Consider the following 26,772-nt stretch of genomic DNA (forward strand, 5'->3'; position numbering starts at 1 on the left):
TCCTGAAGAATATGCGCGAAATCGTTCTCGACACTGAAACCACCGGCCTTGATCCCCTGCGCGGCGACCGCCTGGTCGAAATCGGCTGCGTTGAGATCTTCAATCGCATGCCCACGGGGCAGACCTTTCACCGCTACATCAATCCTGAAAGGGACATGCCGGCGGAAGCCTTTGCGGTGCACGGCCTGTCGAGCGAGTTTCTCGCGACCAAGCCGCTGTTTCACGAGGTCGTTGACGAGTTCCTGGAATTCATCGGCGATGCGCCGCTGGTGATCCACAACGCCTCGTTCGACATCAGCTTCATCAATGCCGAGCTCGACCGCATCAAGCGCGCCGCGATCCCGCGCGAGCGGCTGGTCGACACGCTCCTGTTGGCGCGGCGCAAGCATCCCGGCGTGTCGAACCGGCTCGATGATCTCTGCTCGCGCTATGCGATCGACAATTCCCACCGCACCAAGCACGGTGCGTTGCTCGACTCCGAGCTGCTCGCGGAAGTCTATGTCGATTTGATCGGCGCCCGGCAGTCGCAGCTCATCCTGGCATCTGACGCCGAGGAAATCCGCGTCGGGGCGAGTGGCGATGCACCGCGGCGGCAGCGGCCGGCACCGCTGGCCCCACGCGTCAGCGAGGCGGAGCGCGAGGCCCATCGGGCCTTCATTGCGACGATGGGTGAAAAGGCGATCTGGAACGAGTATCTCGCCCAGCCGGCAGCAAGTCCGACCTAACTAGACCCTGATGAGATGAGGTCTGGTGGCCGCGGCGGAAGTGCGCTCTCCCGCTTGCGGGAGAGGGTGTTTCCGCAATCGACACTCCCGATGTGGAGAAAGCCCCCACCCGGCGCTTCGCCATAGCCGAGGCTTTGCCTCGGCGTTTTTTAAGAGGACGGCCGCCGAAGGCGGCCTGTGCCTCCCCCGCAAGCGGGAGAGGTTGCATCGAGCCCGTGGCTAGTCGTTCCAACCAAGAGCCATCATTATTAATTAGACCTGACTCAGCTCGGCTTGACCTGACCCTGGGCGGCCATTTGTCGCTCCATGTTCTGCCGGTAGAGACCGACGAAGTCGACCGGATCCAGCATCAGCGGCGGGAACCCGCCGTCGCGCACGGCGGTGGCGATGATCTCGCGGGCGAACGGGAACAACAGCCGCGGGCATTCGATCATGACCAGCGGATGCAGGTTTTCCTGCGGCACATTGACGATGCGGAACACGCCGGCATAGGCGAGCTCGAAGGAGAACATCACCTTGCCCGCGGTCTCGGCCTTGCCTTCGACCGACAACACGACCTCGTACTCGTGTTCCGAGAGGTTGTTGGCATTGACGTTGATCTGGATGTTGATCTGGGGCTGCTGGCTCTGCGGCTGCAACGAGGTCGGGGCGTTCGGATTCTCGAACGACAGATCCTTGGTGTATTGCGCCAGCACGTTGAGCTGCGGAGCCTGGCCTGCCTCGGGGGTGCCGTTTCCGTTGGTCATGAAAATGTCTCCTTACCCGAATGGGCCTGATATCGCGGCCGGTTGGCTAACATAGGCCTGCCTCGTTCCACAAGGACGAAGGGCCCCGGATTCGGCCGCCTGGCAGTGTCGAAAAGGGTGGCCTTTTACCCATTCTGGCCCAACGGAGTACTTCTTAAACGATTGAAGATGCGCGATTTCCAGTCAGGATCCGATTTCCCCTTAAGGATAAAACGCGCTACAATTCGCGCTGTGCCAAAAGGCGCCATTGGCCGGGCAAGATTTCGTGCCTACATCGCTTGGATCTGAAGCGGACCTAAAAAGGTGATGTGACTTGCCGTTCCTGTGTGGAACGGTTGACTGGCCGGACTGATTTTCCCGGCGAAGACCCTGAGCAGAGACCAGAGAGCGAACACGACGTGGATATCTACACCATCATCTTCCTAGCGTTGGCGGTCTTCATTTTCCTGCGCCTGCGCAGCGTGCTCGGGCAGCGGACCGGCAATGAGCGGCCTCCGTTCGACCGCACCGCCCGCAATGCGCTCCAGGGTGCCCAGGACAAGAACGTCGTGACCATGCCGGGCAAGGTGATCGATCAGGCTCCGCTGGCGCCGACCGCCGACGTCACGCAGCCTGCCGACCGCTGGAAAGGACTGACTGAACCCGGCACTGCGCTGGGCCAGGGGCTGGACGCGATCGTCGAGAAGGACTCGTCCTTCGATCCGCGCCACTTCCTGTCCGGCGCCCGCAGCGCCTATGAGATGATCGTGCTCGCCTTTGCCAATGGCGATCGCCGGTCGCTGCGCGACCTCTTGTCCTCCGAAGTGTTCGAGAGCTTCGACGCCGCGATCAAGGACCGCGAGAAGAACGAGCAGAAGACCGAGACGCGCTTCGTCTCGATCGACAAGGCCGAGCTGGTCGGCGCCGAGATGCGCGACCGCACCGCGCAGCTCACCGTTCGCTTCGTCTCGCAGATGATTTCGGTCACGCGCGACAGGGCCGGCAACATCGTCGACGGGAATGCCGACAAGGTCGCCGACATCACCGACATCTGGACCTTCGCCCGCGACACCACCTCTCGCGATCCGAACTGGAAGCTGGTTGGCACCGGAAGCGCGCATTAAGGCAGCCCTGACAAATTGCGCGACGGCGCTGTGCGCAGGTGCCGTCGCGCTGTCGTCGTTTTCGCTCGGCGCTGAAGCGGCGCGCCGCCATCACTACAGCCGCAGTGCTCCCGAGATCGCCGCCCCACCACCGCGGGCGTTGCCCTACCCTCAGCTCGCGTTGCCGTTCGAGATTCCCGGCGCGCAATATCTGCCGCTTGCCTGGTCCGAGGTGGCCGGCTGGAGCGATGACGATCATCTCGCGGCCTACAAGGCGTTTCGCGCGAGCTGCAAATCGATCGCCGCGCAGCAGCCGGCGGTCGTCGAGCCGAAGGCGATCGGCGGCTCGCTTGGCCAGCCGTGCAAAATCGCCAAGTCGCTCGACCTTTCCGACGAGAGCAAAGCCAAGGCGTTTTTCGAAGAGCATTTTTCGCCGCTACGGATCTCGCGGCTCGGCGAGGCCGACGGCTTCGTGACCGGCTATTACGAGCCGGTGCTCGACGGCTCGCACGTCCAGACCGACGTCTACAACGTCCCGGTCTATCGCCGCCCCTCGAACCTGTTCGTGCGCGGCTTCAAGCAGGATGCGCTGAGCCTGCCCAACAAGGGCCCGGTGTACCGCAAGATCGGCCGCCGCAAGCTCGTGCCCTATTACGATCGCGGCGAGATCGAGGATGGCGCGATCGCCGGCCGCGGCCTCGAGCTCTGCTGGCTCAAGGATCCGACCGACCTCCTGTTCGCGCAGATCCAGGGTTCGGCGCGGATCAAATTCGACGACGGCTCGACGATCCGGATCAACTACGACGCCTATAACGGCTATCCCTATACGGCGGTCGGACGCATCCTGATCGAGCGCGGCATCATCCCGAAAGAGGAGATGTCGATGCAGAAGATCAGAGAGTGGATGGCGCAAAACCCCGATGGCGCCAAGGAGCTCCGCCGCCAGAACCGCTCCTACATCTTCTTCCGCCAGGTCAATCTGTCCGACAAGGACGAGGCGGTCGGGGCGCAGGGCATTCCGCTGACGGCGGGCCGATCGATTGCGGTCGACAAATCGCTGCATGTCTATGGCACGCCGTTCTTCATCGAGGGTGAGCTGCCGATCGACTCCGAGAAATCGAAGACGCCGTTCCATCGCCTGATGATCGCGCAGGACACCGGGTCGGCGATCATCGGCCCCGCGCGCGCCGACCTCTATTTCGGCGCCGGCCAGGAAGCCGGCCGCGTCTCGGGCCGGCTGCGCCACAACATGCATTTCGTGATGCTGGTGCCCAAAAGCCTCGATCCCGTCGCGCGCGGTTCGAGGCTGCCCCTACCCGATCCGCGGCCGTCGGCGAAGATCGCAAAGCTGTTTCCACAACCAGATCAGGCGAAACCCGTTGAATCTGGGAAAGCTGGCGCGGCGTCAGCCACCGTGTCACAAGCCAGGGATGCCACCGTCGCGGTGGCGAGCCCCGTGCCGCTGCCGGAGCCGCGTCCCGCCATCAAGCCCGTTCGCGAGCAGCGCAAGCACGTGCGCCGTCGTACCAGCCCGCAATGAAGCGATCGTCCCGTCCGCCTGTCCTGGACCCGCCGCCCTCGCCCCGCCGTCGCGCGCTCAGCGAAGACGAGCGCGCGCTGTGGGACACGGTTGCGAAGCAGGTCAAGCCGCTTCGAAAACTTCGGGTGACGAAGGCGGAGGCGGCGGCGCGCGCCGAAGTTTTGCCGGCTGCGCCTGCCGCAAAGCATCCAGTGCCCGCAAGGCCGATTGTCCCCGCGCCGGCTCCCCGCGTGATGAAGCCCGCCGTCCCGCCTTTGGCGCCGCTCGGCAAGCGCGAGCGCGCAAAACTGTCGCGCGGCCGCAGCGAGATCGACGCGCGGCTTGATCTGCACGGCATGACCCAGATGCGCGCCCATCGCGCGCTCTCAGGCTTCATCCAGCGCGCCCATCACGACGGCCTGACCTTCGTGCTCGTCGTCACCGGCAAGGGAAGGACCGGCGGCGAAAGCGGCGTGCTCCGCCGCCAGGTGCCGGAATGGCTGAGCCTGCCGGAATTCCGTGCCTTTGTCGTTGGATTCGAGGAAGCCCATATCGGCCATGGCGGCGAGGGCGCGCTTTACGTGCGAATTCGCCGGGCGAGATGTTAGAGAACTCGATTTGGCCGCGGGCTCCCCTAACCTCTCCCGCTTGGCGCGCCGAAGGCGCGGGTGAGGGCTCTCTCCGCATCGGGAGTGCCCCATTGCGGAAACACCCTCTCCCATAGCCGATGCTTCGCATCGGCGTTCTTTTTCTAAGAACGGCGGCCGTAGGCCGCCTACGCCTCTCCCGCTAGCGGGAGAGGGAGCGCACCTCCACAGCGGCTGCTGGCAGTGAATCTTCAGAACGGCCGCACGATTCCGACGCGCGGGATCAGGGTGATGATTAGCCCGAAGATGTTCGTCTTGCGATCCTCGGTCGGGATCGGCGGCACTTCCCGCTTGGACGGTAGCATCTTCACCGCGTGCAGGATCAGGAACATGCAGACCGCCCAGTTCGAGATCCAGCGCGAATAGTCGAACACCATCGCGAACATCACGACATAGGCGAGGCTGACGCCAGCGATGCCTGCGATGACAAGACGCCGGTGCGTCTCATCGGCGAGCGCGCGGATCAGGTTCGCAAGATAGCGCCAGAGCGGCGTGTGCAGCCAGATCAGCAGCGCAAACACGGGCACGCCGAGAATGTTGTGGGGCATGCGGCCCCAGGTGTCCGCAAGCTCCTTCGAAAGCGGCTGGTACCAGATGTAGCTGAATTGCAGGAGATCGGTACGCGACGGATCGGCCATCCGGCCCTTGAGGTACGCGACGAAATCCGCCTCCGGTATCGGCATCGTTCCGAGGAATTGCGCGGCCAAGAACAGCGCACCGACGCAGAGCAGCGCCGCGAGGCCGAACGCGACGTTCGCGCGATTGATGCCGTGCCCGAGATAGTGCCTGACGACGACGATCATGATGATCGTCGGCACGTACATCAAGAGATGAATGTGGTGGATCAGGATCAGCACGATCGCGAACAGGGCAGCCAGCGCGACATAGAGGATCGAGCGCGCCGGGATCAGCAGCAGCACGATCGCGAGCGCACAGCCATAGATGTCGAAATGGCCGAGCGTGTGCATGAAATTCTTCAGGAAGAACGGCGAGCCCGCGATGAACACGAACAACGGCAGGGTCTTCTCGTTGAGACCGAACACCTTGCGGAACAGCTGAACCAACAAAGCGAGTGTGACGAGCCATGTCACCCCGCCAAGCGCAAACACCAGCCACACCGGCACCTTCGCCGTGAACAGCGCAATGATGGCGCCGATCAGCGCGCGCTTGATGAAGCCGAAATGATAGTCGACGAGCAGGTGGATATAGGGGACGTAAGGCGGCAGCAGGATTTTATGGATGAACACGCCGGCGATCACGAAGACGTTGATCGCGAGCAACAGGCGCCAGGGATTTTGCCAAAGGCTAGCGCGCACAGCGCACCTGCGCTGCGGACATTACCTCCGCCGTCGTCCCGGACAAGCGAGCTCCTGGCAACGCGCAGCGTTGTCCAGAGCGAGCGCAGATCCGGGACCCATAACCACAGGAGGTCGTTTGAGCCGAGATTGGGGCCGCCATCTGTATCAACAATAAGCGCTCGGGGTAATGGGTCCTGGCTTTCGCCAGGACGACGGCCCGATAGATAGCGGACTGGCCGGAAATTACAAAATAAACCGGCTGAGATCGGCGTTCTTGGCGAGGTCGCCGATGTGCTTCTGCACGTAGTCGGCATCGATCTGGATGGTCTCGCCGTTGCGGTCGGGGGCGGTGAAGGAGATCTCGTCCAGCACCCGTTCCATCACGGTCTGAAGCCGCCGCGCGCCGATATTCTCGACCGTCGAATTGACGGCGACCGCGATGTCGGCGAGCGCGTCGATGGCGCCGTCGGTGATGTCGAGCGTCACGCCTTCGGTGTGCAGCAGCGCGACATATTGCTTGATCAGCGAGGCCTCCGGCTCGGTGAGGATGCGCCGCATGTCGTCGCGGGTCAGGGCCTGCAATTCGACGCGGATCGGCAGGCGGCCCTGCAACTCAGGCAGCAGATCCGAGGGCTTTGCGACGTGGAAGGCGCCGGACGCGATGAAAAGGATGTGGTCGGTCTTCACCGTGCCGTGCTTGGTCGAGACGGTGGTGCCCTCGATCAGCGGCAGCAGATCGCGCTGCACGCCCTCGCGCGAGACGTCGCCGCCGACGCGGCCATCGCGCGCGCAGATCTTGTCGATCTCGTCCAGGAACACGATGCCGTTGTTCTCGACTGCGCTGATCGCCTCCAGCGTGAGCTGGTCGTTGTCCAGCAGCTTGTCGGATTCCTCGTTGACGAGGATCTCGTGCGAGCCCTCGACCGTCAGCCGCCGCGTCTTGGTGCGACCCCCGAGCTTGCCAAAGATGTCGCCGATCGAGATCGCGCCCATCTGCGAGCCCGGCATGCCCGGGATCTCGAACATCGGAAGGCCGCCGGCGGCGGACTGCGTCTCGATCTCGATTTCCTTGTCGTTGAGCTCGCCGGCGCGCAGCTTCTTGCGAAAGGATTCCCGCGTCGCCGAGCTCGCATTGGCACCGACCAGGGCATCCAGCACGCGCTCTTCGGCGGCGAGCTGGGCGCGCGCCTGCACGTCCTTGCGCTTCTTCTCGCGCACCTGGGTGATGGCGACCTCGACGAGATCGCGCACGATCTGCTCGACGTCGCGGCCGACATAGCCGACCTCGGTGAATTTCGTGGCCTCAACCTTGAGGAACGGTGCGTTGGCGAGCTTGGCCAGCCGCCGCGCGATCTCGGTCTTGCCGACGCCGGTCGGGCCGATCATCAGGATGTTCTTCGGCAGCACCTCTTCGCGCAAGGAGCCCTGAAGCTGCTGGCGCCGCCAGCGGTTCCGGAGCGCGATCGAGACGGCGCGCTTGGCGTCGGACTGGCCAACGATGAAACGGTCGAGTTCGGAAACGATTTCGCGGGGGGAGAAGTCTGTCATGGGACCTTAGCTAGGGTCAGAAACCGGCCGGGACAAGCCGCAATTTGGTGGGGTCAGATGATCGGCGGACCGGATTGCCATTGTTTCACGGCCTCGATCGGATGGACCAGCATCAGAATATTAAGCGTCAGATTGTCGCGAATGTGGAGCGCCATCATGATCTCGAAAACGAGCCCGATCAGCACCGTGGCCTTGACCGGCAGAACACGCGCCGCGAGGAAGCCGAGCACCATGAACAGCGTGTCTGAGACCGAGTTGACGATGCTGTCGCCGTAATAGTCCAGCGAGATCGTGCCGGCGCGATAGCGCTCGATGATGAAGGGCGAGTTCTCGACGATCTCCCAGCTGCCTTCGATCAGCATGGCGATGATCAGCCGCGCCGGCCAAGACAAGCTTAAAAAATTGAGCTGGAAGAACGGCAGGCGCGCGAACAGCAGCCAGGTCAATCCGTAGAACAGGAAGCCATGGAGGATGTGGGAGAAGCTGTACCAGTCGGCGATGTGCTGGGAATTCTCCGAGCTGTTCACCACGCCGTGCCAGAGCTTGACATAGCCGCAGGTGCAGATCGGCACCCGGCCCATGGCAAACAGGATCGAGGCCTGCAGCGCCAGCAGCGAGAGCGCGAGGCCGATCCAGTAGATCGGTGGAACCGCCGTCTTGATGGTATGGGTTGGCGCTGGAGTCATGGATTGCGCATCATCAGCAACGATGGCCCGTCGGGTGTCTCCACCATGCCAACTCTCTCGAAACCCGCTTTTTCATAGGTGCGTACGGCGCGATAGTTCAGCGGATCGGGGTCGGTCACTATGCGCGGCAGCCCTTGCCGCAGCTTCTCATCGACGAACTGCCGGATGAACGATGAGCCGTGCCCGCGCCCGATCATGTCGGCTTCACCGATGAACTGATCGATCCCACGCGTACCCTCCGGCTGCGGCCCAAAGCCCGTATTCCATGCGGTCAGGCTGTAGCACTGAAGATAGCCGAACGGCCGGCCGCCAGCCAACACGATGAACTGGTCCATCGCAGGCTCGATGAGGTCACCGCTCACGAGCGCAAATTGCTCGTCCGGATCGCCCCACCATTCCCGCACATGGGCCTCTTTCAGCCACCGCAGGATCAGCGGCAGATCGGCCGCTGTCATGGGGCGGAAGGCGTAGGCCGGCGCCACTGGCTAGCCGCTCGACAGGCTTTCGATCGTCACGTTGCGGTTGGTGTAGACGCAGATGTCGGCGGCGATGTCGAGCGAGCGGCGGACGATGGTCTCGGCGTCCTTGTCGGTGTCGAGCAGGGCGCGGGCCGCCGCCAGCGCGTAGTTGCCGCCCGAGCCGATCGCCATCACGCCGGCCTCGGGCTCCAGCACATCGCCGGTCCCGGTCAGGACCAGGGAGACGTCCTTGTCGGCCACGATCATCATGGCCTCGAGCCGCCGCAGATACCTGTCGGTGCGCCAGTCCTTGGCGAGCTCGACCGCGGCCCGGGTCAGCTGCCCCGGATATTGCTCGAGCTTGCTCTCCAGCCGCTCGAACAGGGTGAAGGCGTCGGCGGTCGCACCCGCAAAACCGCCGATCACGTCGCCCTTGCCGAGCTTGCGGACCTTTTTGGCGTTGGACTTGATCACCGTCTGGCCGATCGAGACCTGGCCGTCGCCGCCGACCACCACCCTGCCGCCCTTGCGGACGGTTACGATCGTCGTGCCGTGCCAGACCGAGCTGTTCTGGGAATCCTGCATGAAGTACCTCGTTGTCCGGCCTGATTTAGGCGGTCCGGTCCGAGGGCACAACCGGCGCACAACGGGCCACTCCGGTCCTAAATTCGCTCACCATAGGCCGAAGTAGAGCCCCGCCAGGAGCATCCCGCAGTAGCGAAGGCGTCATTTGGCTGTTAAAAGACCGCCGTTTTCGGCCCAAGCGAGCATGATCCGGAAAAGTGGACGCCGGTTTTCCCTCGCGACAAACGCGGAGCGTTTGCGCGGAGATCATGCTCAACTAGAGTGGAAGCCAGCTTTCAATGCGCACCGCGACGATCAAGCGCAAGACCAAGGAAACCGACATCGAGGTATCCGTGAACCTCGATGGATCCGGCGTGTCCAATATCGCGACCGGCATCGGCTTTTTCGACCATATGCTCGATCTCCTCGCCCGCCATTCCCGCATCGACCTCACGGTCAAGGCGGTGGGCGACCTGCACATTGATTATCACCATACGACCGAAGACACCGGCATCGCGCTCGGCCAGGCCGTGAAGCAGGCGCTCGGTAACATGGCGGGCATCACCCGCTATGCCAGCGTCCACATGCCCATGGACGAGACGCTGTCGCGCGTCGTCATCGACATCTCGGGCCGTCCGGTCCTGGTGTTCAAGGCCGACTTCCCCCGCGACAAGATCGGCGAGTTCGACACCGAGCTCGTGCGCGAGTGGTTCAACGCCTTCGCCATGAACGCGGGCGTGACTCTCCACGTCGAGACCCTATATGGCGAGAACAGCCACCATATCGCCGAATCCTGCTTCAAGGGTCTGGCGCGGGCGCTGCGCACCGCCGTGGCGATCGACCCAAAGGCGGCGGGCGAGGTGCCCTCCACCAAGGGCTCGCTCGGTGGCTGACATCTCCGTCTCGCGGCGATGAGCGCCGCTGGCGGTATCGAACATCTCTGAGAACGGGCAATCCAACATGCCTGCCTACACAGTTCATGCTCCCGGCCCCAGCGGCGCGGACCTGCGCGCGACGGACAACTTCGTCTTCGTGCGCGATGGCTTTCATTTCTGGGCGATGATCTACGGCCCGTTCTGGCTGTTGTGGCACCGGCTGTGGCTGGCGCTGCTCGGCTGGGTGATCTTCTTTGCCGCGTTCCAGGCCGGGCTTTCGAGCCTTGGCGTCGGCCGCTCCTCGATCTTCCTTGCCGATATCGTCCTGGCCCTCCTGATGGGCTTCGAGGCGTCGAGCCTGCGCCGCTGGACGCTGTCGCGCGGCAATTGGCGTCAGCTCGACGTCGTCATCGGCGACGATCGGGAGACCGCCGAGCGCCGTTTCTTCGAGCGCTGGAGTCAGAAGCAGCGCGGCATCGTCAATGATCAATGGGCCGTCGATCGCGGCGGTCCGCCGCCGACCCGCTCCGTCCCGGGTCAGTCGTTCTCAAACCCGCCGCCGCTTCCGTCCGGCGGCATCATTGGATTGTTTCCAGAACCGGGAGGGTCGCGATGAGCGTCGCCATCATCGATTACGGTTCCGGCAATCTGCATTCCGCCGCAAAAGCCTTCGAGCGCGCCGCGCGCAGCATGGAGGACGGGCAGAAGGTCTTCGTGACGAGCGATCCGGATCAGGCCTACAGCGCCGATCGCCTCGTGCTGCCCGGTGTCGGCGCCTTCGCCGATTGCCGGCGCGGCCTTGATGCCGTCAACGGCATGGTCGAGGCGATCACCGAAGCGGTGCGCGTGAAGGCGCGGCCGATGTTCGGCATCTGTGTCGGCATGCAGCTGTTCGCGAGCCGCGGCAAGGAGCATGTCATCACCGAAGGCCTGAACTGGATCGCCGGCGACGTCGAGAAGATCACGCCGCGCGACGAAAACCTGAAGATCCCGCACATGGGCTGGAACACGCTCGACGTCCTGCGCGAGCACCCGGTGCTGGAAAAGCTGCCGCTGGGGCCAAAGGGCCAGCACGCCTATTTCGTGCACTCCTACCACCTCAATGCCGCCAATGAAGCGGACGTGCTCGCGCGCGCCGATTATGGCGGACCGGTCACGGCGATCGTTGCCAAGGACACCGCGATCGGCACGCAGTTTCACCCCGAGAAGAGCCAGCGCTTTGGGTTGGCCCTGATCTCGAACTTTCTGAGATGGAAGCCGTGATCCTCTTCCCCGCCATCGATCTGAAGAACGGCCAGTGCGTGCGCCTGGAGCAAGGCGACATGGCGCGCGCCACCGTGTTCAACCTCGATCCAGCGGCGCAGGCGCAAAGCTTCGTCGCGCAGGGATTTGAATATCTCCACGTCGTCGATCTCGACGGCGCCTTTGCCGGCAAGCCGGTGAACGCCGCGGCGGTGGAGGCCATGCTGAAGACGATTCCGATCCCGGTTCAGCTCGGCGGCGGCATTCGCGATCTTGCGACCGTCGAGGCCTGGCTCGCCAAGGGCATCACCCGCGTCATCATCGGCACGGCTGCCGTGCGCGATCCGGAGCTGGTGAAGAGCGCGGCGAAGAAATTTCCGGGCCGCGTCGCCGTGGGACTCGATGCCCGCGACGGCAAGGTCGCCGTCGAAGGCTGGGCCGAGACCTCGCAGGTGACGGTGCTGGAAATCGCGCAGCGTTTCGAGGATGCCGGCGTCGCCGCCATCATCTTCACGGATATCGCCCGCGACGGCCTGCTCAAGGGCTTGAACCTCGACGCGACCATCGCCCTTGCCGACGCCATCTCCATCCCCGTGATCGCCTCCGGCGGCCTTGCCTCGATCGAGGACGTCAAGGCGATGCTGGCGCCGCGGGCGAAAAAGCTCGCAGGCGCGATCGCCGGCCGTGCGCTCTATGACGGCAGGCTCGACCCCGCTGACGCCCTCACCCTGATCCGCAACGCGCGCGCTGCCGCTTAGGAGACGAGACATGTTCAAGGTGCGCGTGATCCCCTGCCTCGACGTCAAGGACGGCCGGGTCGTCAAGGGCGTCAACTTCGTCGACTTGCGCGATGCCGGCGATCCCGTCGAGGCGGCGATCGCCTATGACGCCGCCGGCGCCGACGAGCTCTGCTTTCTCGATATCACCGCGACCCATGAGAACCGCGGCATCATGCTGGACGTGGTCCGGCGCACCGCGGAAGCCTGCTTCATGCCGGTCACGGTCGGCGGCGGGGTGCGCAAGGTTGATGATATCAAGACGCTGCTGCGCTCGGGCGCAGACAAGGTCTCGATCAACAGCGCTGCGGTGTCGCGGCGCGAGTTCGTCAAGGAAGCCGCGGAAAAGTTCGGCGAGCAGTGCGTGGTGGTCGCGATCGACGCCAAACGCGTCAAGCGCCCCGGCGGCTCCGACCGCTGGGAGATCTTTACGCATGGCGGGCGCAACTCGACAGGCATCGATGCGATCGAATATGCCCAGGAGGTGGTGTCGCTGGGGGCTGGTGAAATCTTGCTCACCTCGATGGACCGCGACGGCACCAGGCAGGGCTTTGACATCCCGCTGACCCGGGCGATCGCCGACAGCGTTCCCGTTCCCGTGATCGCCTCGGGCGGCGTCGGCAATCTCGATCACCTCGTCGACGGCATCCGCGACGGCCACGCCACCGCGGTGCTGGCGGCGTCGATCTTCCACTTCGGGGAATTTACCATCCGCGAGGCCAAGGACCACATGGCCCGCCGCGGCCTGCCGATGCGGCTGGATGCCTGACGACTCCGCTTCGCGGAAATGCTACATGTGCAGGTCTGGACCGGCCTGTGAGGCTGGCGTGTGCCTCTGAGTATTTTGTATGTCGCGTTTCACGATCCACGACCTGGCCGCAACCATCGATGCCCGCGCCGCGGCTGGTGGCGAGGTGTCCTATACCCGCAAGCTCCTGGACAAGGGCGCGGAACATTGCGCGAAAAAGTTCGGCGAGGAGGCAGTCGAAACCGTAATCGCAGCAGTCGAAAACGATCGCGCGCATCTGATCGCTGAAAGCGCCGACCTGCTCTACCACTTCCTTGTGCTGCTCAAGGCCCGTGGCGTAAAGCTGGAAGAGGTCGAGGCGGCGCTGGACAAACGCACCTCGATGTCAGGGTTGGAAGAGAAGGCGTCGCGCAAGAGCGACTAGAGCATGATCCGGACCCGGAGGACCGTGTTAGCGCAAAGTGCGAAGCGGTTTTCGGAAAAGATCATGCTCAAGGGAAAGAGCTAAAGTCGCAACGGAAAGGCGGCGTCATGGATATCCGCGCACCCGAGCAGATCTATAATCCCTACCGCGTCTACACGCGCGAGCAGTGGGCAGAGCTGCGAAACGACACGCCGATGACGCTTGAGCCGGGCGAGTTCGACCGCCTCCGCTCGCTGCACGACCGCCTCGACTTGCAGGAGGTCGAGGACATCTACCTGCCGCTCTCGCGTCTGCTGTCGATCTATGTCGATGCCATGCAGCGCCTGTATTACGCACAGCGTCAGTTCCTCAACATCCGCGATCGCAAGATGCCCTACATCATCGGCGTCGCAGGCTCGGTGGCGGTCGGAAAGTCCACCACCGCCCGCGTGCTCCAGGCGCTGCTCGCGCGCTGGTCGCCGCGGCCGAAGGTCGACCTGATCACGACGGACGGTTTTCTCTATCCCCTTGCGGTGCTGGAGCGGCAGGGACTGGTGCAGAAAAAAGGCTTTCCGGAAAGCTACGATCTGCCGCTGCTGCTCAGCTTCCTCTCCGACATCAAGGCCGGCCGCCACCCCGTGCGCGCGCCGGTCTATTCGCATCTGACCTACGACATCGTGCCGAACCAGTGGGTCGAGATCGACCAGCCGGACATCCTGATCGTCGAGGGCGTCAACGTGCTGCAGACCGGCAAGCTGCCGCGTGACGGCAAGGCGGTGCCGGTCGTCTCCGACTTCTTCGACTTCTCGGTTTATATCGACGCTGACGAAGCGGCGTTGCGGCAGTGGTATGTGAAGCGCTTCCTGGCGCTCAGGGACACTGCGTTCACCGATCCCAGATCCTATTTCCACCGTTATGCGCTGCTGTCGGACGAGGAAGCCACCGCCACCGCGACCGCGATCTGGGAGCGCACCAACCTCGCCAATCTCGAGGACAACATTCTGCCCACCCGCCCCCGCGCGACGCTGATCCTGAAGAAGGGCGCCGACCACGTGGTGGAGTCAGTGGCGCTCAGGAGGCTGTAGGCTTCGTGGTGTGGTTAGCCGAAGGCGTAACCCACCACGTTCTATCTCGGCGGGAAGATAAAGAGGTGGGTTACGGTTCGCTAACCCACCCTACGTTGCTACGTTACCCGTCAACCGCGATCAGCCCTTTCGCGCCTGTTTCTGTCTGTCGCGGGCGGCGCGCACCTTGGCGCGGTTGCCGCAGACGCGCATTTCGCACCAGCGGCGGCGGTTGTTCTTGGTGGTGTCGAAGAACAGCCAGCCGCATTCCTGGCCTGCGCAGCGCCTGGTGCGCAAGAGGTCCTTCTCCATCAGAAGCGTCAACGCGGACAGCGTGATGGGGCCGAGGATCGCAGCTTCGATGTCGCGGCGCGGATCAAACACCCAGATGTAGCTGCCCATGCGCATCCTCATCTCGGCGTGGCGCAGGTGTTCCGCGTGGGCGGCTGACAAGAGATCGAGGGGCCTTGCCGGGACCGGCCGCTGCTCGGCGAGCGCGGTGCCGATCGTCCAGATCAGCTCGCGCAGCTCGATTGCGCGCGCAAAGGCTTGGCGCGCGCGGCGCGGATGGCCTGACAGCTGGGCACGGATGTAGGCGCAATCGGACGGCGCCATGACGCGGGCGTGTTCGATCCACTGCATCAGCGTGTCGAAATCCCGCAGGTGCTCCTGGTGCGCGGCAGAGCCGCGCGCCGACGACGTGTTGGTGAAATCCCACGCCAGTTCGCCGCCGACGAGATCGAGGCTGCTGGCGCGCGAGGGTGGAAGCACGGTCTTGGTCCGCGGGATGGTGCTCATGTGTAACCATCAAACTGCACAAGGAAGCTCGCCGTGGCGTGCCGGCCGCCCTGCCCCGTGATGAAACCGGTTCATCTCAGGCGTTTTCGCAGGCCGGCGCAAGGGAAAAGCTGTAACCATCTATCGATTGTTGACTGGCGACGGGGTGCGTGACAGCCTGATACCTCTAAAACGATCTTTGGAGGTTACCATGACCTGTCGTCGCGGCGCTCTCCCCCTGCTCGTGTCCGTTCTGGCTCTTGCGGTTGCGGGCTCGTCCGCGGCGCAACTGGCCGGCAAGGACGTCAAGATCGGCATCGGCGGTCCGTTGACCACGACCTCGGCCGGTTTTGGTGTCGAGATGAAACAGGCGGTGGACCTCGCGGTCGACGAGCGCAACGCGGCGGGCGGCGTCGCCGGCGCCAAGGTTGTTGCGACGGCGATCGACGACAAGGCCGACCCCGAGACCGGAAGGGCCGTCGCCAAGGCGTTTTGCGATGATCCGGCCATTTTGGGCGTGGTCGGCCACGTCAACAGCGGCGTCGCCATTGCCACCGGCCAGATCTATGCGGACTGCTCGCTTGCGGTGATCACGCCGATGGCGTCGAACCCGAAAGTGACGGAGAGCGGCTTTGCCACCGTCTTCCGCCTGACCAACCGCGACGACCGCAAGGGGCCGGGGCTGGCACGCTACCTGATGGAGAAGCTGGGCAAGAAGCGCGCGCTCGTGGTCGACGACGGGACGTCCTACGGCGTTGGCCTCGCCGACCAGTTCGTTGTGGGCTTTGGCGCCGGCGGCACCGTGGTCGCGCGCAAATCGGTCAAGGTCGGCGAAAAGGATTTTGCCGATTTCGTCAAATCGTGGCCTGGGGATTTCGACGTCCTGTTCTTTGCCGGCATTCGCGAAGGCGCGCTGATCCTCAAGGAGATGCGTGCGCAGGGCCTGACCCAGCTGTTCACCTGCGGCGACGGATGCTGGGACACCAAGGCCTTCATCCAGGCCGCCGAAGGCGCGGCGACGACGGCCGAAGGCGTTCGCATTCTCTCCGCGGCGCCCGCGATCGGCACCGTGCCCGGCTCGTCCGACTTCGGCGCCAGCTACACGGCGAAGTACGGCCCCATCAACAACTATGCCGCGAGCTCCTATGATTCAGCGCGGGTGTTGATGGCCGCGATCACGGAAGCCGCCAAGGCGAAGGAAGGCCTGCCAACGCGTGCCGACGTCGTGGCGGCGCTGCGAAAATTGACCTTCCAGGGCATCGCCTATGCCAAGCCGGTGCAATGGACCGAGAAGGGCGACAACAAATCGGCCGTCATTTTCGTCAACGTGGTCGAGGGCGACCATTTCAAGCAGGTCGACCAGATCGGCGAGTGAGGCTTTGCCGGGTCTTGCGCAAAGCGCGCGCCGGTGACAGCTGCGGTAGGGTATACTGCTCCCACATCGTCATTGCGAGCAAAGCGAAGCAATCCAGAATCCCTCCGCGGAACGATTCTGGATTGCTTCGTCGCTTCGCTCCTCGCAATGACGACGGAGAAATACGGTCACACCGCCAGATGCCGTGACGCTGCCAGGCCGGCGAGCGCCTCCTCCAGCTTCTCGCGGTCGAGCGGCTTGATCAAGAAGCCGTCCATGCCGGCTTCGAAACAGGCGTAGCGATCTTCCACCAGCGTGTTCGCGGTCAGCGCCAGGATGGGCGTGCGGCGACCGCCCTCGCCTGCTTCATGCGTGCGGATGCGCATCGCCGCTTCGATGCCGTCGAGCTGCGGCATCTGGATGTCCATCAGCACGAGATGATACGGCGTGCCCGCGGATTTCGCCGCGAGCCAGGATTCCAGCGCCGCTTCGCCATGGGTTGCGATCACGACGCGATGCCCAAGCCGCGTCAGCAGCGATCGCATCAACAGCGCGTTGATCTCGTTGTCCTCAGCGACCAGGATTGACAGACCCTTTGTCACAGCAGACGGCGTGACGGACGCCTCCGCCGGCGGCTCCGGCGCGAGCTCGGGCGAGGCGACTTCCGGCGCCAGCGACAGGCGCGCGGCGAGCGAGGCGGCGCGCAGTGGCTTCACCAGATAACCCGTGAAGGCCGGTGATAACGGTTCGTGCCGCGTGGCGGGCGTCAGCAGCACCAGCCGTTGCACGGCATGACTACGGGCCGCATCGCCAAGCCGCGCCGCCACCTCCGGACCGAGCGCGCGATCGATCAGCACTGCATGCCAGGAGCGCTCTGGCAGTAGCGCCAGCGCGACGTCGACGTCCGAGACCGTGCAGGTCTGGCCGCCCCAGCGCTCCAGCCGCCGCGCGATCAGCGAAGCCTCGATGCCCTGGGCTGCGATCAGCAGGATCGAATTACCTGTGAGGTCGGGACTCGGAAACGTGGTTTGTCCCGTGCTGGCTTGGGCCGGCGCGAGCGAAATCGAGACTTCGAAAGTCGAGCCCCTGCCCGGCTCGCTCTCCAGCGTGATCCGGCCGCCCATGCGCTTGACGATGCGCTCGCTGATCGCAAGGCCAAGCCCGGTGCCGCCATAGGTGCGCGCCACGCGCTCGTCGGCCTGCTCGAATTCGCGGAAGATGCGCGACTGCGCTTCGGGCGCAATGCCGATGCCGGTGTCGCGCACCAGGAAGCTGATCTCGTTCGGCCACAGGCCGGGCTCGACGATCAGCGCGACGCCGCCATGCGCGGTGAACTTGATGGCATTGCCGGCGAGATTGAGCAGCACCTGGCGCAGCCGCGCGGCATCGCCGACGACGTCGAGCGGCAGGCGCTCGTCGACATAGGCCGCGATCTCGAGGTTTTTTGCCTGCGCGCGCGGCGCGAGCAGCTCGGTAATCTCCTCGACCAGGGTCGACAGCGCGAAGGGACGCTGCTCGAGGTCGAGCTTGCCGGCCTCGATCTTTGAATAGTCGAGCAGCTCCTCGATCAGCGCGGTCAGCGCTTCGCCCGAGGTTTTCACGGCCCGCGCGTAGGTCGTCTGCTCCGGCGTCAGCGTGGTGTCGAGCAGCAGGCTGCTCATGCCGATGATGCCGTTGAGCGGCGTGCGGATCTCGTGGCTCGCCATGGCGAGGAAGCGCGACTTGGCGCGATTGGCTGCGTCAGCCTGGTCGCGGGCCTCGGAGAGCGCGCGTTCGGTCTCGGTGCGGTCGGTGACGTCGCGGCCGACGCTCTGGAGCTCGGCCGGCTGACCGGCATCCAGCCGCACGAAGCCCTCGCGCCAGGCGATCCAGCGGGCGCCGATTGGCGTTGCGATTCTCTGGTCGTGGACGCGCGTGCCGTTGCTTTCGAGCGCGCTGTCGCCCTGCTCCAGCACGTCGAAATCAAAGCGCGTGCCGATCAAGGCGCTGCGCGCCTGCCCGGCAAGCTCGCAATAGGCGTCATTGGCAAAGGTGATGCGTCCCTGGGTGTCGCGCAGCACGATCAGATCGCTCTGCGATTCGAAGAGGCTGCGCGCGCGCTCCTCAGCTTCCTTCAGCTCCCAGTTGCGATCGACCAGCGCCTCGTTATGCGTCGCGAGCGAGCGCAGCCGCTTGTTGACGAAGCGCAGCCGCATGCTGAGCGTGGCGAGCCCAAGGCAGGCGAGGGCGAACAGGAAGCTCGCGCCGATCGCAAAGGCGTTGGGATCGTAGCCGGACTTTTCGGCCCGGCTGCCGGCGATGAAGCCGTAGGCGCCGCCGAACGTCGCCGAAAAGATCATGAAGGAGCGGATCGCGAAGGCGACCCTGGGATGGCGGCGCCTGAAGCGGCGCATGCGCACTTTGATCCGGAACGACCGACCCATCGCCAAAGATCCTCAACTCCGCCTAAGATTTCTTTTGCCCGCCCTCGGTGACGATGTGTCGTCCGACCTTGCGAACAGTTTGAGGTTTTGCGGTCGGCTTGAAACAAAGTTGATGAGACGTTAACGCCTCAGAGCGAGGCAGCCTGCAGATGGCGGTGCGCGCCGGCAGCACCGACGATCAGGGCTGCGGCATCGCGGGCCGAGAACGTCTTCGACCGCACATAGATGCGGTAGTCCGCCGGGCCTTCGCTGGAGAGATAGATGACCGGGGCATCGCTGCTGGGGTGCGCGGAGATCGCGACGAGGCGCGTTGTTGCGCTGGCCTGGCACGCGTCCGTTTCCGAGGTGGGCCCGTCGTCGACGAGGACGAAATCCGCAACCTCAGCGGTCTCGGTGATCAGTACGCGGACGGTGGCGCGGGTGGGGTCGTCGGTGAAGGCAACGTGCAGGCCGGCAGCCCAGGGAACCGATGCGAGCTCGACCGGAGTCTCGCCGACGGCGATGCAGGGATGCGACGCCGATCCGGGGCCGCCACGCACGAACACCGCCGCCGCCATCAGGGGAACAACCGAAGCCAGGATCTTGAAACGCAACATGACACTCTACTCGCCCAAGGACTCCCCCAAAGGCCCAGAGAAACGGCCGTGATGAACGCGTGGGCCTTATGGTTTGCAGAGCGTAAAGGAAACTCGTTACCGCCGGGTTGATACGGATGGTCGTCACGCCAGCTGGCGCACATCCTCCGCGAGTGCGCGGTAGGAGAGGGCCTCGGCGAGATGCAGCCGGCCGATCGTCTCAGTGTTGTCGAGGTCGGCCAGCGTGCGCGCCACCCGCAGCACGCGGTGATAGCCGCGCGCCGACAGCCGCATGGTCTCGGCGGCATCGCGCAAGAGCTTCTGGCCCTGCGCGTCGGGCTTTGCGATTTCTTCCAGCACAGCGGCCGGCGCCTCGGCATTGGTACGCACATTCGGCAATCCCGCGGCCTGATAACGCGCGAGCTGAATGCCACGCGCAGCGGCGACGCGCGCGGCGACTTCGGCGGAGCCTTCCGCCGGCGGCGGCAGGATCAGGTCGGCCGCCGTCACCGCCGGCACCTCGATGCGCAGATCGATGCGGTCCATCAGGGGACCGGAGATGCGCGCCTGGTAGTCCGCCGTGCAGCGATCGATGCGACCGCGCTTGCAGGCGTAGCCGGGCTCGAACGCGTTGCCGCAGCGGCACGGATTCATCGCCGCGACCAGCATGAAGCGGGCAGGGTAGGTGACGCGGTGATTGGCGCGCGACACCGAGACCTCGCCGTTCTCCAGCGGCTGGCGCAGCGAATCCAGCACGCGCGGATCGAACTCCGGAAGCTCGTCGAGAAACAGCACGCCCTGATGCGCGAGCGAGATCTCGCCGGGTTTTGCCCGCATGCCGCCGCCGGTCAGCGCGGCCATGCTGGCGGAATGATGCGGCGAGCGGAACGGCCGCCGCGAGGTCAGCGCGCCGCCTTGGATTTCGCCGGCGACCGAGGCGATCATCGAGACTTCCAGAAGTTCGCCCGGCGACAGCGGCGGCAGGATCGAGGGCAGGCGCGCGGCCAGCATCGACTTGCCGGCGCCCGGTGCGCCGATCATCAGCAGATGATGTCCGCCGGCCGCCGCGATCTCCAGCGCGCGCTTGGCGCTTTCCTGGCCCTTGATGTCGCGCAGATCGAGCGGGGAGGCGGCCGCTTCATGCACCTTCGGCGAAGGCCGCGACAGCACCTGCGTGCCCTTGAAGTGGTTGGCGATCTGGATCAGCGAGCTGGCGGCGATGATCTGAATGTCCGGGCTCGCCCAGGCCGCTTCCGAGCCGCAGGCTGCCGGGCAGATCAGCCCTTCCTCGCGGGCATTGGCGCCGATCGCGGCCGGCAGCACGCCGGCGACCGGCGCGATCGAGCCGTCGAGGCCGAGCTCGCCGAGCACCGTGAAGCCGGTGAGCGCATCCGGCGGGATGGCGCCGATCGCCGCCATCAGCCCGAGCGCAATCGGCAGGTCGTAATGGCTGCCTTCCTTCGGCAGGTCGGCCGGCGCCAGATTGACGATGATCCGCCGCGCCGGCAGCGCCAGCCCCGAGGCGATCAGCGCCGAGCGCACCCGTTCGCGCGCCTCCGAAACCGCCTTGTCCGGAAGACCGACAATGGCAAAGGCCGGCAGGCCAGGGGCGACCTGCACCTGCACGTCGACCGCACGGGCCTCGATCCCCTCAAAGGCGACGGTAGAAACCCGCTGAACCATGCTCGAACCAGCCTGCCCCTCTTGCACAATCGAGGGTAGCAGGCGGCCGTTTGTCTGGCAAGAACAAGACGGGAACATCTATCCCGCCCTCCAGGCACGTCCTAACGAGGCGTAAACGGGACGGGGACAGTAAGCCTCGAATGCGAGCCGATCCGCTCAGCACATCCCAACGAATGTTCGCTACCTGTAGAGGCGCGGGATGGGCCGTGATCTAACAAGTGAATAATCGAGATGCTTGCAAATCGCCGGAGAAGCGAACGTCGGGTGTGCAGTCGGCTTGCCAAGATACATTTTGGCGCGGGGTCGCTGCCGAGGGACTGCACGATCACGGATATTTCCGATGGCGGTGTGAAAGTGGTGGCGGAGTTCCTGGAAGTGCCGCCGCAGTTCACCATCATCTTCGCGCCGGACTATTCTCGCCAGTGCCAGCTCCGCTGGCGCATCGGCTGCGAATTCGGCGCCGAATTCATCGACTAGAGCCTGATCCGGACCCGAAGGGCCGCGTTAGCGCAAAGTGTGAAGCGGTTTTCCCTCGCGACAAACGCGGAACGCGTTTGCGCGGAGATCGTGCTCAAACAATAAGACCGCACGAGGCGACGCTCCTTAACCGGAATTTAGCGTTAATCGGGAAAGCATCTCTGATCAGTCGCCGACGGTAGATCAGAGCATGTCCCTGCGTTCGTCCCTTGTCTCTTCTCCGGCGCGATTGCTGCTCTCCGCGCTTCTCGCGCTCGGGCTTTGCGGTTGTCAGACCACCGGGCTCGAGGACGTCACCGGCGCGCTCGGCATCAGGTCGGAAACGACCCGTGAGGCCAAGCCTGATATGGACGCCTTGCGCGAGCGCTACCGGGCCACGCCAGGCGATCCCGAGATCGCGTTGCAATACGGCAAGGCGCTGCGCGAGAACGGCCAGCGCTCGCAGGCCGTCGCCGTGCTCGAGCAGGCCGTGCTCACCCACTCCAACAACAGGCCGCTGCTTGCGGCTTATGGCCGCGCTCTCGCCGACAACGGCAATTTCCAGCAGGCCTTCGATGTCCTGAGCCGCGCGCATACGCCGGAGGATCCCGACTGGCACATCCTGTCGGCGCAGGGCACGGTGCTCGATCAACTCGGCCGCAACGAGGAGGCGCAGCAATATTACGGCAGCGCCCTGAAGATCGTGCCGGACGAGCCGTCGGTGCTGTCCAATCTCGGCCTGTCCTACGTGCTCCAGAACAATCTGCCCAAGGCGGAGGAAACGCTGCGCCGCGCCTATGAGCGAGCGCCGCAGGATGCGCGCGTGCGGGCCAATCTCGCGCTCGTGGTCGCACTGGAGGGCCGCCAGGCCGAGGCCGAGGGCATCGTGAAGGCTGATCTGCCGCCGGACGAGGCCCAGGCCAAGGTCACGGCGCTAAGGCAGCTCCTCACCAAGAAGCAGCAGAGGGCGGAGAAGTAGCTGCCGCCCGCGACAGGCCAGGCTAGGGCATGATGAGTGCACCGTGTCAGCCGGCGAACTCGGATCACCTCTCCCGTAGGGAGAGGTGAGTATCGAGGCGCCGGACGGATCTGATCTTGTCAGAGCTTACGACGCCTTGCGGTGCGGCGCGGATTCGCGCTTCGGCTTGCCCTTCAGCTTCTTCAGCAGCGGCGCCAGCAGCGACTGCCTCGGTTTCTTGACCTCGCCGCGCCCGGCAAGCCGGTTGGCGAGGTTCTGGAACGTCTCGGCGGTGCGGTGGCTCTTGGAGACCTCCGCGATCATCTGGCCGTTATTGGCGGCCGTCGAGAACAGCTTCGAATCGAAGGGAATGACCGCGACCGGCTGGCTTTCCATGGTCTTGGCGAAGGCCTTGACCTCGATCTCCGCGCGCTTGTGCATGCCGACCTGGTTGAGGCAGTAGAGCGGCGGCCGATCGTTGGGCCGCGCGGCCTTCAGCACGCTCAGCATGTTCTTGGTGTTGCGTAAGTTGGCGAGATCAGGCTCGGCCACGATCACGATGTCGTCGGCGTTGATCAGCGCGCGGCGCGTCCAGCCCGACCATTGATGGGGCACGTCGAGCACGATGCAGGGCGTGGTCATGCGCAGCGTGTCGAAGACCGCATCGAAGGCTTCGGCGCCGAAATCATAGACGCGGTCGAGCGTGGCGGGTGCTGCCAGCAGGCTGAGACGCTCGGTGCATTTGGCGAGCAGGCGCTCCATCAGCGCGGTGTCGGGGCGCTCCTGCGTCAGCACCGCGTTGGCGATGCCCTGCACCGGATCCTGGTTGTAGTCGAGGCTCGCGGTCCCGAAGGCGAGATCGAGATCGATCACGACCGAATCGAGCGCCAGATCGCGCGCGATGGTCCAGGCGACGTTGTGCGCGATCGTGGATGCACCGACGCCGCCCTTGGCGCCGACCACCGCGATGACGCGGCCGGTGATGATGGCTTCCGAGGCCGAGAACAGGCTGCAGATCGAGCGCACCACGTCGATGGTCTCGACCGGCCCGATCACGTAGTCGTTGACGCCGCGGCGCACCAGCTCGCGATAGGGCGCCTCGTCGCTGGGATTGCCGATCACGACCACGCGGGTGCCGGGATCGCAGACGCCGGCGAGGTCGTCGAGCCCTTCGAGGATGTCGCGCGTGCCGTCGGATTCGATCACGATCACGTTCGGCGTCGGCATCGTGCTGTAGGCCTCGACCGCCGCAGCAAGCCCACCTTCCTTGACGGTCAGATGCGCCTTCGCAAGCCGGCGGTCCTGGCCGGCCGCGGTGATCGCGTCATAGGTCTGCTCGGTCTCGCAAAACGCCTGCACCGAGACCCGCGGGACCGGCGCAATGTGTTCGTCGGGGTGCTGCGGATCGTCGGCGTCGTCTTCGTAGTGGGCGCTCATTGTCATTTGCCCGTGTCGCTGAGTTTGGCCTTGTCGGCGTCGGGATAGGTCGTCGAGGTCGGCATGCCCTTGCGGTACTTTTCGAACGCGATCGCGCGCCGCTCTGCATAGGCAGGCGTTTCGGCGCGCGGCTGCTCGAGATCGGCGGGGTTGTCGATCATCGCCGCGAGGTTGCGCTGCGTCGCGCAGCCGAGGTTGAAGTACGGCCTGTTCTCGTTGTAGCCGGGGTCGAAGATCGACGGCCCGGTATCCTCCGGCCACAGCCCGCAGGGACCTGCGACCGCGGCGATCTTCGAATAGCTCAGCCGGATGGTCGGCAGCAGGGCGGCATCCTCGGGGCGATAGGGGCGCTGCACGATGCCGCGCGCGGGCACGCCGCCGGCCGCCAGCACCGAGCGGATTTCGTGGTAGGTCGCAGCCGCAGCGCGGGCGTTCTTGGTGTCGACGGGCACGTCGACCACGACGGCGCCGGTGCCTTCATGCGCCCAGTCCCGCGCGATGCCCATGACGTCGGCGCGCTGCGCTTCTGACAGGCCGCCGCGGGCCTGGCCGACGAAGATCACGATCGAGCGCTTGCCTTCCTGCACCGCGATCGGATGGCGCTGGCGATAGTCGGTCGGCACCGTCTGGGTGACGACCTCCTCGGTGGTGTTGCATGCACCGAGCATGACGGAGAGCCCCATCAGCGCGACCGCGAGGCGTAGCTTGTTGCGGCAATCGACCGGTAGTCTCGTCATCGCTTCATCCCCCTCGTGTTGAAGCTTCGTTCGTCTCAGTCGATGATGAAGCCGAAATCGCCCTGGTAGCCGGTGACGGGATCGATGTGGCGTGCGATGCCGTAGAGACGGTTCATGCGGCCGAGCAGCGCGGATTGCGAATCCGATGGCGGCGCAAATCCGTCATTGGGCCGGGACAGTTCCTTCTGCGCGACCGCGCGCACGACATAGGGCGTCACGATCACCATCAGCTCGGTTTCGTTGTTCACGTAATCCTGGCTGCGGAACAGCTGGCCAAGCACCGGGATCTGGTCGAAGCCGGGCAGGCCGTTGATCGCCTGCTTGGTCTGTTGCTGGATCAGGCCGGCCATCGCCATCGAGCCGCCCGACGGAATCTCGAGCGTGGTCTCGGCGCGGCGGGTCTGGATCGAGGGGATCGTGACGGAGCTCGTGGAGTTCGAGGAGATGTTCTGCGAGACGGTGATTGAGTTGGTATTCGACAGCTCCGAGACCTCGGTCATCACACGCAGGCTGATGCGGCCCTCGCTCAGCACCACCGGTGTGAAGTTCAGGGAGATGCCGAACTTCTTGTAGGAGATCTGCGTGGTGCAGACGTGCGTGACGGGATCGCAGGCATAGCCTCCCGGAATCGGAAATTCGCCGCCTGCGATGAAGGTTGCCGATTCGCCCGAGATCGCGGTCAGATTCGGCTCGGCCAGCGTCTTCACGACACCGGCGCTTTCCATGGCGCGGATGGTTGCGGCGACCGTGACCGAGCCCTTGGAGAGAGCGCCCAGCCCAAGCCCGTTGTTACTGACCAGCGGCCCGCCACTTACGGAGAACGGGTTGGAATTGTTGAAGCTCACGACCGCCGTGCCGGCATTCAGGCTGGCGCTGAGGTCGACGCCCATCTGCTTGATGATGTCGCGGCGCATCTCGGCGACCACGACCTTCAGCATCACCTGGTCGCGACCGCGCACGACGATGTTGTTGACGACCTTGTCGGCGCCGCCGACAAGTTTCGAGGCGACGTCGCCGGCCTGCTGCGCTTCGACCGGGCTCGACACCGAGCCGGTCAGCATGACGCCGTCACCGACGCCTTCGATCTGGACGCCCGGCATCGACTGCCGGAGCGCGGCGCGCACGCCGTTGAGGTCGCGCTTCACCGCGATGTCGTAGGCGGCGACCTGCTGGCCGTCGGCCGAAAAGAACACGACGTTGGTCTGCCCGACCGCGCCGCCGATGATATAGGCGCGCTGTGCTGAGCGGATCACGGCGTTGGCGATCTTGGGATCTGCGACCAGCACGTCCTTCACCTCGCGCGGCAGGTCGATCACCACCGACTTGCCGACGCCGAGCGCGAGGAAGCGGGTCCTGGCCGGAGCGATCGTTGCGACCGGTGACACGCCGAGATCAGGCGCCTGCACCGGGGTCTGGTTGCCGACCGGTGCGTCCGCCGCGATCGCCGGTGCTGCGGCGAGGCCCAGCATCAGCATGATCCCCATCCCGAAAGAACGCGCGCCATTCCCCCGAATGCGCACCGCGTTCCGATACTCCCCACTCATCATCCCCGGGTATCCCCATCACTTACGCGGGCACTCGAACCGCACGTGGCGGGTTCCCTCGTCGTCGATGAGTAGGCAGTAAAAGTATAAGTGGTGTTGCGAGGCCGAATCTGATCGCCGGTCACGCAGCGAGTTTTGGCTGCATGGTGAACGCCGCGTTATTCGGAATGCGAGAACTCCGTAGATTCACGCACGGGCAAAGGGGTTTTATGTCAGTGCGTGACACGACATGGTGAATGGGTAGTTAGTTCGCGACGCGAATGCCTGTAGCGACGGAGCGAGCGCTTCATCCGCAATGTCGTCCTGGCCTTCGCGGGGACGACGGAGGAGAGTGAGGCGCGAGCGTGCTTCAGCGCCGTCATTGCGAGCGCAGCGAAGCAATCCAGAATCCTTCCTCGGAGGGACCCTGGATTGCTTCGCTGCGCTCGCAATGACGTGGAGAGGACG

At 64.8% G+C, this 26,772-nt stretch carries 27 protein-coding genes; 14 read left to right on the top strand and 13 right to left on the bottom strand.

The window, feature by feature from the left end; all coding sequences use genetic code 11:
• Nucleotides 1–2: 2 nt before the first annotated feature.
• Nucleotides 3–725, top strand: coding sequence for a DNA polymerase III subunit epsilon (gene dnaQ / locus YUU_RS0126555; RefSeq protein ID WP_256375306.1), 723 nt, complete (start codon nt 3–5; stop codon nt 723–725).
• Nucleotides 726–988: 263 nt separating this feature from the next.
• On the opposite strand, the gene secB is transcribed toward dnaQ, so the two are convergent.
• Nucleotides 989–1,471, bottom strand: a complete 483-nt coding sequence (gene secB, locus YUU_RS0126560; RefSeq protein ID WP_027525111.1) for a protein-export chaperone SecB — start codon at nt 1,469–1,471, stop codon at nt 989–991.
• 398 nt (nt 1,472–1,869) lie between these two features.
• Between secB and YUU_RS0126565 the strand changes: the two genes are divergently transcribed.
• From YUU_RS0126565 to YUU_RS0126575, 3 genes are read left to right on the top strand one after another with little or no spacing between them, the layout of a single operon-like run.
• On the top strand, nt 1,870–2,574 hold the full coding sequence (locus YUU_RS0126565; protein ID WP_027525112.1) for a Tim44/TimA family putative adaptor protein: 705 nt from the start codon (nt 1,870–1,872) through the stop codon (nt 2,572–2,574).
• The gene (locus YUU_RS0126570) at nt 2,552–4,093 is read left to right on the top strand and encodes a murein transglycosylase A (protein ID WP_027525113.1); all 1,542 of its coding nucleotides are present in this window, start codon (nt 2,552–2,554) and stop codon (nt 4,091–4,093) included. The genes YUU_RS0126565 and YUU_RS0126570 overlap by 23 nt, the downstream gene beginning before the upstream one ends.
• The gene (locus tag YUU_RS0126575) at nt 4,090–4,680 is read left to right on the top strand and encodes a Smr/MutS family protein (RefSeq protein ID WP_027525114.1); all 591 of its coding nucleotides are present in this window, start codon (nt 4,090–4,092) and stop codon (nt 4,678–4,680) included. The genes YUU_RS0126570 and YUU_RS0126575 overlap by 4 nt, the downstream gene beginning before the upstream one ends.
• 230 nt (nt 4,681–4,910) lie before the next feature.
• Here YUU_RS0126575 and YUU_RS0126580 read toward each other — a convergent pair whose 3' ends face one another.
• The 5 genes from YUU_RS0126580 to hslV all read right to left on the bottom strand — a co-directional run bounded on the left by YUU_RS0126580 (nt 4,911) and on the right by hslV (nt 9,294).
• Entirely contained in the window at nt 4,911–6,035 is a 1,125-nt protein-coding gene (locus tag YUU_RS0126580; protein WP_027525115.1) for a hypothetical protein, read from the bottom strand.
• A gap of 225 nt (nt 6,036–6,260) precedes the next feature.
• Nucleotides 6,261–7,565: an ATP-dependent protease ATPase subunit HslU gene (hslU, locus tag YUU_RS0126585; protein WP_027525116.1), complete on the bottom strand. Its 1,305-nt coding sequence runs from the start codon at nt 7,563–7,565 to the stop codon at nt 6,261–6,263.
• Between the two features lie 53 nt (nt 7,566–7,618).
• The gene (locus tag YUU_RS0126590; RefSeq protein ID WP_027525117.1) at nt 7,619–8,251 is read right to left on the bottom strand and encodes a DUF2585 domain-containing protein; all 633 of its coding nucleotides are present in this window, start codon (nt 8,249–8,251) and stop codon (nt 7,619–7,621) included.
• Complete coding sequence (locus YUU_RS0126595) at nt 8,248–8,733, bottom strand: GNAT family N-acetyltransferase (protein ID WP_027525118.1); 486 nt, start codon at nt 8,731–8,733, stop codon at nt 8,248–8,250. Before YUU_RS0126595 ends, YUU_RS0126590 begins: the two co-directional genes overlap by 4 nt.
• A gap of 3 nt (nt 8,734–8,736) precedes the next feature.
• Nucleotides 8,737–9,294 carry an ATP-dependent protease subunit HslV gene (gene hslV / locus YUU_RS0126600; protein ID WP_027525119.1) on the bottom strand — a complete coding sequence of 186 codons (558 nt, stop codon included), beginning with the start codon at nt 9,292–9,294 and terminating at the stop codon, nt 8,737–8,739.
• A gap of 278 nt (nt 9,295–9,572) precedes the next feature.
• On the opposite strand from hslV, the gene hisB reads away from it, so the two are divergent.
• The 7 genes from hisB to coaA all read left to right on the top strand — a co-directional run bounded on the left by hisB (nt 9,573) and on the right by coaA (nt 14,402).
• Nucleotides 9,573–10,166, top strand: coding sequence for an imidazoleglycerol-phosphate dehydratase HisB (hisB, locus tag YUU_RS0126605; RefSeq protein WP_027525120.1), 594 nt, complete (start codon nt 9,573–9,575; stop codon nt 10,164–10,166).
• A gap of 67 nt (nt 10,167–10,233) precedes the next feature.
• Nucleotides 10,234–10,764: a DUF2628 domain-containing protein gene (locus YUU_RS0126610; RefSeq protein WP_027525121.1), complete on the top strand. Its 531-nt coding sequence runs from the start codon at nt 10,234–10,236 to the stop codon at nt 10,762–10,764.
• Nucleotides 10,761–11,411 (top strand): imidazole glycerol phosphate synthase subunit HisH, encoded by a 651-nt coding sequence (hisH, locus tag YUU_RS0126615; RefSeq protein WP_027525122.1) that lies wholly within the window; start codon nt 10,761–10,763, stop codon nt 11,409–11,411. Before YUU_RS0126610 ends, hisH begins: the two co-directional genes overlap by 4 nt.
• Nucleotides 11,399–12,148 carry a 1-(5-phosphoribosyl)-5-[(5-phosphoribosylamino)methylideneamino]imidazole-4-carboxamide isomerase gene (hisA, locus tag YUU_RS0126620; protein ID WP_035663422.1) on the top strand — a complete coding sequence of 250 codons (750 nt, stop codon included), beginning with the start codon at nt 11,399–11,401 and terminating at the stop codon, nt 12,146–12,148. Before hisH ends, hisA begins: the two co-directional genes overlap by 13 nt.
• A gap of 10 nt (nt 12,149–12,158) precedes the next feature.
• On the top strand, nt 12,159–12,935 hold the full coding sequence (hisF, locus tag YUU_RS0126625) for an imidazole glycerol phosphate synthase subunit HisF (protein WP_027525124.1): 777 nt from the start codon (nt 12,159–12,161) through the stop codon (nt 12,933–12,935).
• 79 nt (nt 12,936–13,014) lie between these two features.
• Nucleotides 13,015–13,338, top strand: coding sequence for a phosphoribosyl-ATP diphosphatase (locus YUU_RS0126630; protein ID WP_027525125.1), 324 nt, complete (start codon nt 13,015–13,017; stop codon nt 13,336–13,338).
• A gap of 107 nt (nt 13,339–13,445) precedes the next feature.
• On the top strand, nt 13,446–14,402 hold the full coding sequence (coaA, locus tag YUU_RS0126635; protein WP_027525126.1) for a type I pantothenate kinase: 957 nt from the start codon (nt 13,446–13,448) through the stop codon (nt 14,400–14,402).
• Nucleotides 14,403–14,522: 120 nt separating this feature from the next.
• Here coaA and YUU_RS55245 read toward each other — a convergent pair whose 3' ends face one another.
• Nucleotides 14,523–15,179, bottom strand: coding sequence for a CGNR zinc finger domain-containing protein (locus tag YUU_RS55245; RefSeq protein ID WP_051389907.1), 657 nt, complete (start codon nt 15,177–15,179; stop codon nt 14,523–14,525).
• A gap of 190 nt (nt 15,180–15,369) precedes the next feature.
• Here YUU_RS55245 and YUU_RS0126645 point away from each other — a divergent pair, with 190 nt between their 5' ends.
• Complete coding sequence (locus YUU_RS0126645; RefSeq protein WP_027525127.1) at nt 15,370–16,533, top strand: branched-chain amino acid ABC transporter substrate-binding protein; 1,164 nt, start codon at nt 15,370–15,372, stop codon at nt 16,531–16,533.
• Nucleotides 16,534–16,700: 167 nt separating this feature from the next.
• Here YUU_RS0126645 and YUU_RS0126650 read toward each other — a convergent pair whose 3' ends face one another.
• The 3 genes from YUU_RS0126650 to YUU_RS0126660 form a co-directional block, all read right to left on the bottom strand.
• Nucleotides 16,701–18,935: an ATP-binding protein gene (locus YUU_RS0126650; RefSeq protein ID WP_027525128.1), complete on the bottom strand. Its 2,235-nt coding sequence runs from the start codon at nt 18,933–18,935 to the stop codon at nt 16,701–16,703.
• Between the two features lie 128 nt (nt 18,936–19,063).
• Nucleotides 19,064–19,531: a hypothetical protein gene (locus tag YUU_RS0126655; protein WP_027525129.1), complete on the bottom strand. Its 468-nt coding sequence runs from the start codon at nt 19,529–19,531 to the stop codon at nt 19,064–19,066.
• A 123-nt stretch (nt 19,532–19,654) separates the two neighbouring features.
• A complete protein-coding gene (locus tag YUU_RS0126660; protein WP_027525130.1) occupies nt 19,655–21,193 on the bottom strand; it encodes a YifB family Mg chelatase-like AAA ATPase in 1,539 nt (512 codons plus the stop codon).
• 231 nt (nt 21,194–21,424) lie between these two features.
• On the opposite strand from YUU_RS0126660, the gene YUU_RS0126665 reads away from it, so the two are divergent.
• A complete protein-coding gene (locus YUU_RS0126665; protein WP_027525131.1) occupies nt 21,425–21,670 on the top strand; it encodes a PilZ domain-containing protein in 246 nt (81 codons plus the stop codon).
• Between the two features lie 190 nt (nt 21,671–21,860).
• Nucleotides 21,861–22,628, top strand: coding sequence for a tetratricopeptide repeat protein (locus tag YUU_RS0126670; RefSeq protein WP_027525132.1), 768 nt, complete (start codon nt 21,861–21,863; stop codon nt 22,626–22,628).
• 126 nt (nt 22,629–22,754) lie between these two features.
• On the opposite strand, the gene YUU_RS0126675 is transcribed toward YUU_RS0126670, so the two are convergent.
• From YUU_RS0126675 to YUU_RS0126685, 3 genes are read right to left on the bottom strand one after another with little or no spacing between them, the layout of a single operon-like run.
• Nucleotides 22,755–24,044, bottom strand: coding sequence for an AAA family ATPase (locus YUU_RS0126675; RefSeq protein WP_027525133.1), 1,290 nt, complete (start codon nt 24,042–24,044; stop codon nt 22,755–22,757).
• 2 nt (nt 24,045–24,046) lie between these two features.
• Entirely contained in the window at nt 24,047–24,781 is a 735-nt protein-coding gene (locus YUU_RS0126680; protein WP_027525134.1) for a CpaD family pilus assembly protein, read from the bottom strand.
• Between the two features lie 35 nt (nt 24,782–24,816).
• Nucleotides 24,817–26,256: a type II and III secretion system protein family protein gene (locus YUU_RS0126685; RefSeq protein ID WP_371260506.1), complete on the bottom strand. Its 1,440-nt coding sequence runs from the start codon at nt 26,254–26,256 to the stop codon at nt 24,817–24,819.
• Nucleotides 26,257–26,772 lie beyond the last annotated feature (516 nt).

This window comes from Bradyrhizobium sp. Ec3.3 (assembly GCF_000472925.1).
GTDB lineage: Bacteria > Pseudomonadota > Alphaproteobacteria > Rhizobiales > Xanthobacteraceae > Bradyrhizobium.

Coding starts and splice junctions, on each gene's coding strand:
- YUU_RS0126650 (WP_027525128.1), bottom strand. CDS start 18,935: ATGGGTCGGTCGTTCCGGATCAAAGTGCGCATGCGCCGCTTCAGGCGC.
- YUU_RS0126675 (WP_027525133.1), bottom strand. CDS start 24,044: ATGAGCGCCCACTACGAAGACGACGCCGACGATCCGCAGCACCCCGAC.
- YUU_RS0126645 (WP_027525127.1), top strand. CDS start 15,370: ATGACCTGTCGTCGCGGCGCTCTCCCCCTGCTCGTGTCCGTTCTGGCT.
- hisH (WP_027525122.1), top strand. CDS start 10,761: ATGAGCGTCGCCATCATCGATTACGGTTCCGGCAATCTGCATTCCGCC.
- hisB (WP_027525120.1), top strand. CDS start 9,573: ATGCGCACCGCGACGATCAAGCGCAAGACCAAGGAAACCGACATCGAG.
- YUU_RS0126610 (WP_027525121.1), top strand. CDS start 10,234: ATGCCTGCCTACACAGTTCATGCTCCCGGCCCCAGCGGCGCGGACCTG.
- YUU_RS0126630 (WP_027525125.1), top strand. CDS start 13,015: ATGTCGCGTTTCACGATCCACGACCTGGCCGCAACCATCGATGCCCGC.
- YUU_RS0126685 (WP_371260506.1), bottom strand. CDS start 26,256: ATGCTGATGCTGGGCCTCGCCGCAGCACCGGCGATCGCGGCGGACGCA.
- YUU_RS0126665 (WP_027525131.1), top strand. CDS start 21,425: ATGCTTGCAAATCGCCGGAGAAGCGAACGTCGGGTGTGCAGTCGGCTT.
- YUU_RS55245 (WP_051389907.1), bottom strand. CDS start 15,179: ATGAGCACCATCCCGCGGACCAAGACCGTGCTTCCACCCTCGCGCGCC.
- YUU_RS0126680 (WP_027525134.1), bottom strand. CDS start 24,781: ATGACGAGACTACCGGTCGATTGCCGCAACAAGCTACGCCTCGCGGTC.
- YUU_RS0126660 (WP_027525130.1), bottom strand. CDS start 21,193: ATGGTTCAGCGGGTTTCTACCGTCGCCTTTGAGGGGATCGAGGCCCGT.
- hisF (WP_027525124.1), top strand. CDS start 12,159: ATGTTCAAGGTGCGCGTGATCCCCTGCCTCGACGTCAAGGACGGCCGG.
- secB (WP_027525111.1), bottom strand. CDS start 1,471: ATGACCAACGGAAACGGCACCCCCGAGGCAGGCCAGGCTCCGCAGCTC.
- YUU_RS0126590 (WP_027525117.1), bottom strand. CDS start 8,251: ATGACTCCAGCGCCAACCCATACCATCAAGACGGCGGTTCCACCGATC.
- YUU_RS0126670 (WP_027525132.1), top strand. CDS start 21,861: ATGTCCCTGCGTTCGTCCCTTGTCTCTTCTCCGGCGCGATTGCTGCTC.
- hslV (WP_027525119.1), bottom strand. CDS start 9,294: ATGCAGGATTCCCAGAACAGCTCGGTCTGGCACGGCACGACGATCGTA.
- coaA (WP_027525126.1), top strand. CDS start 13,446: ATGGATATCCGCGCACCCGAGCAGATCTATAATCCCTACCGCGTCTAC.
- hslU (WP_027525116.1), bottom strand. CDS start 7,565: ATGACAGACTTCTCCCCCCGCGAAATCGTTTCCGAACTCGACCGTTTC.
- YUU_RS0126575 (WP_027525114.1), top strand. CDS start 4,090: ATGAAGCGATCGTCCCGTCCGCCTGTCCTGGACCCGCCGCCCTCGCCC.
- YUU_RS0126655 (WP_027525129.1), bottom strand. CDS start 19,531: ATGTTGCGTTTCAAGATCCTGGCTTCGGTTGTTCCCCTGATGGCGGCG.
- hisA (WP_035663422.1), top strand. CDS start 11,399: ATGGAAGCCGTGATCCTCTTCCCCGCCATCGATCTGAAGAACGGCCAG.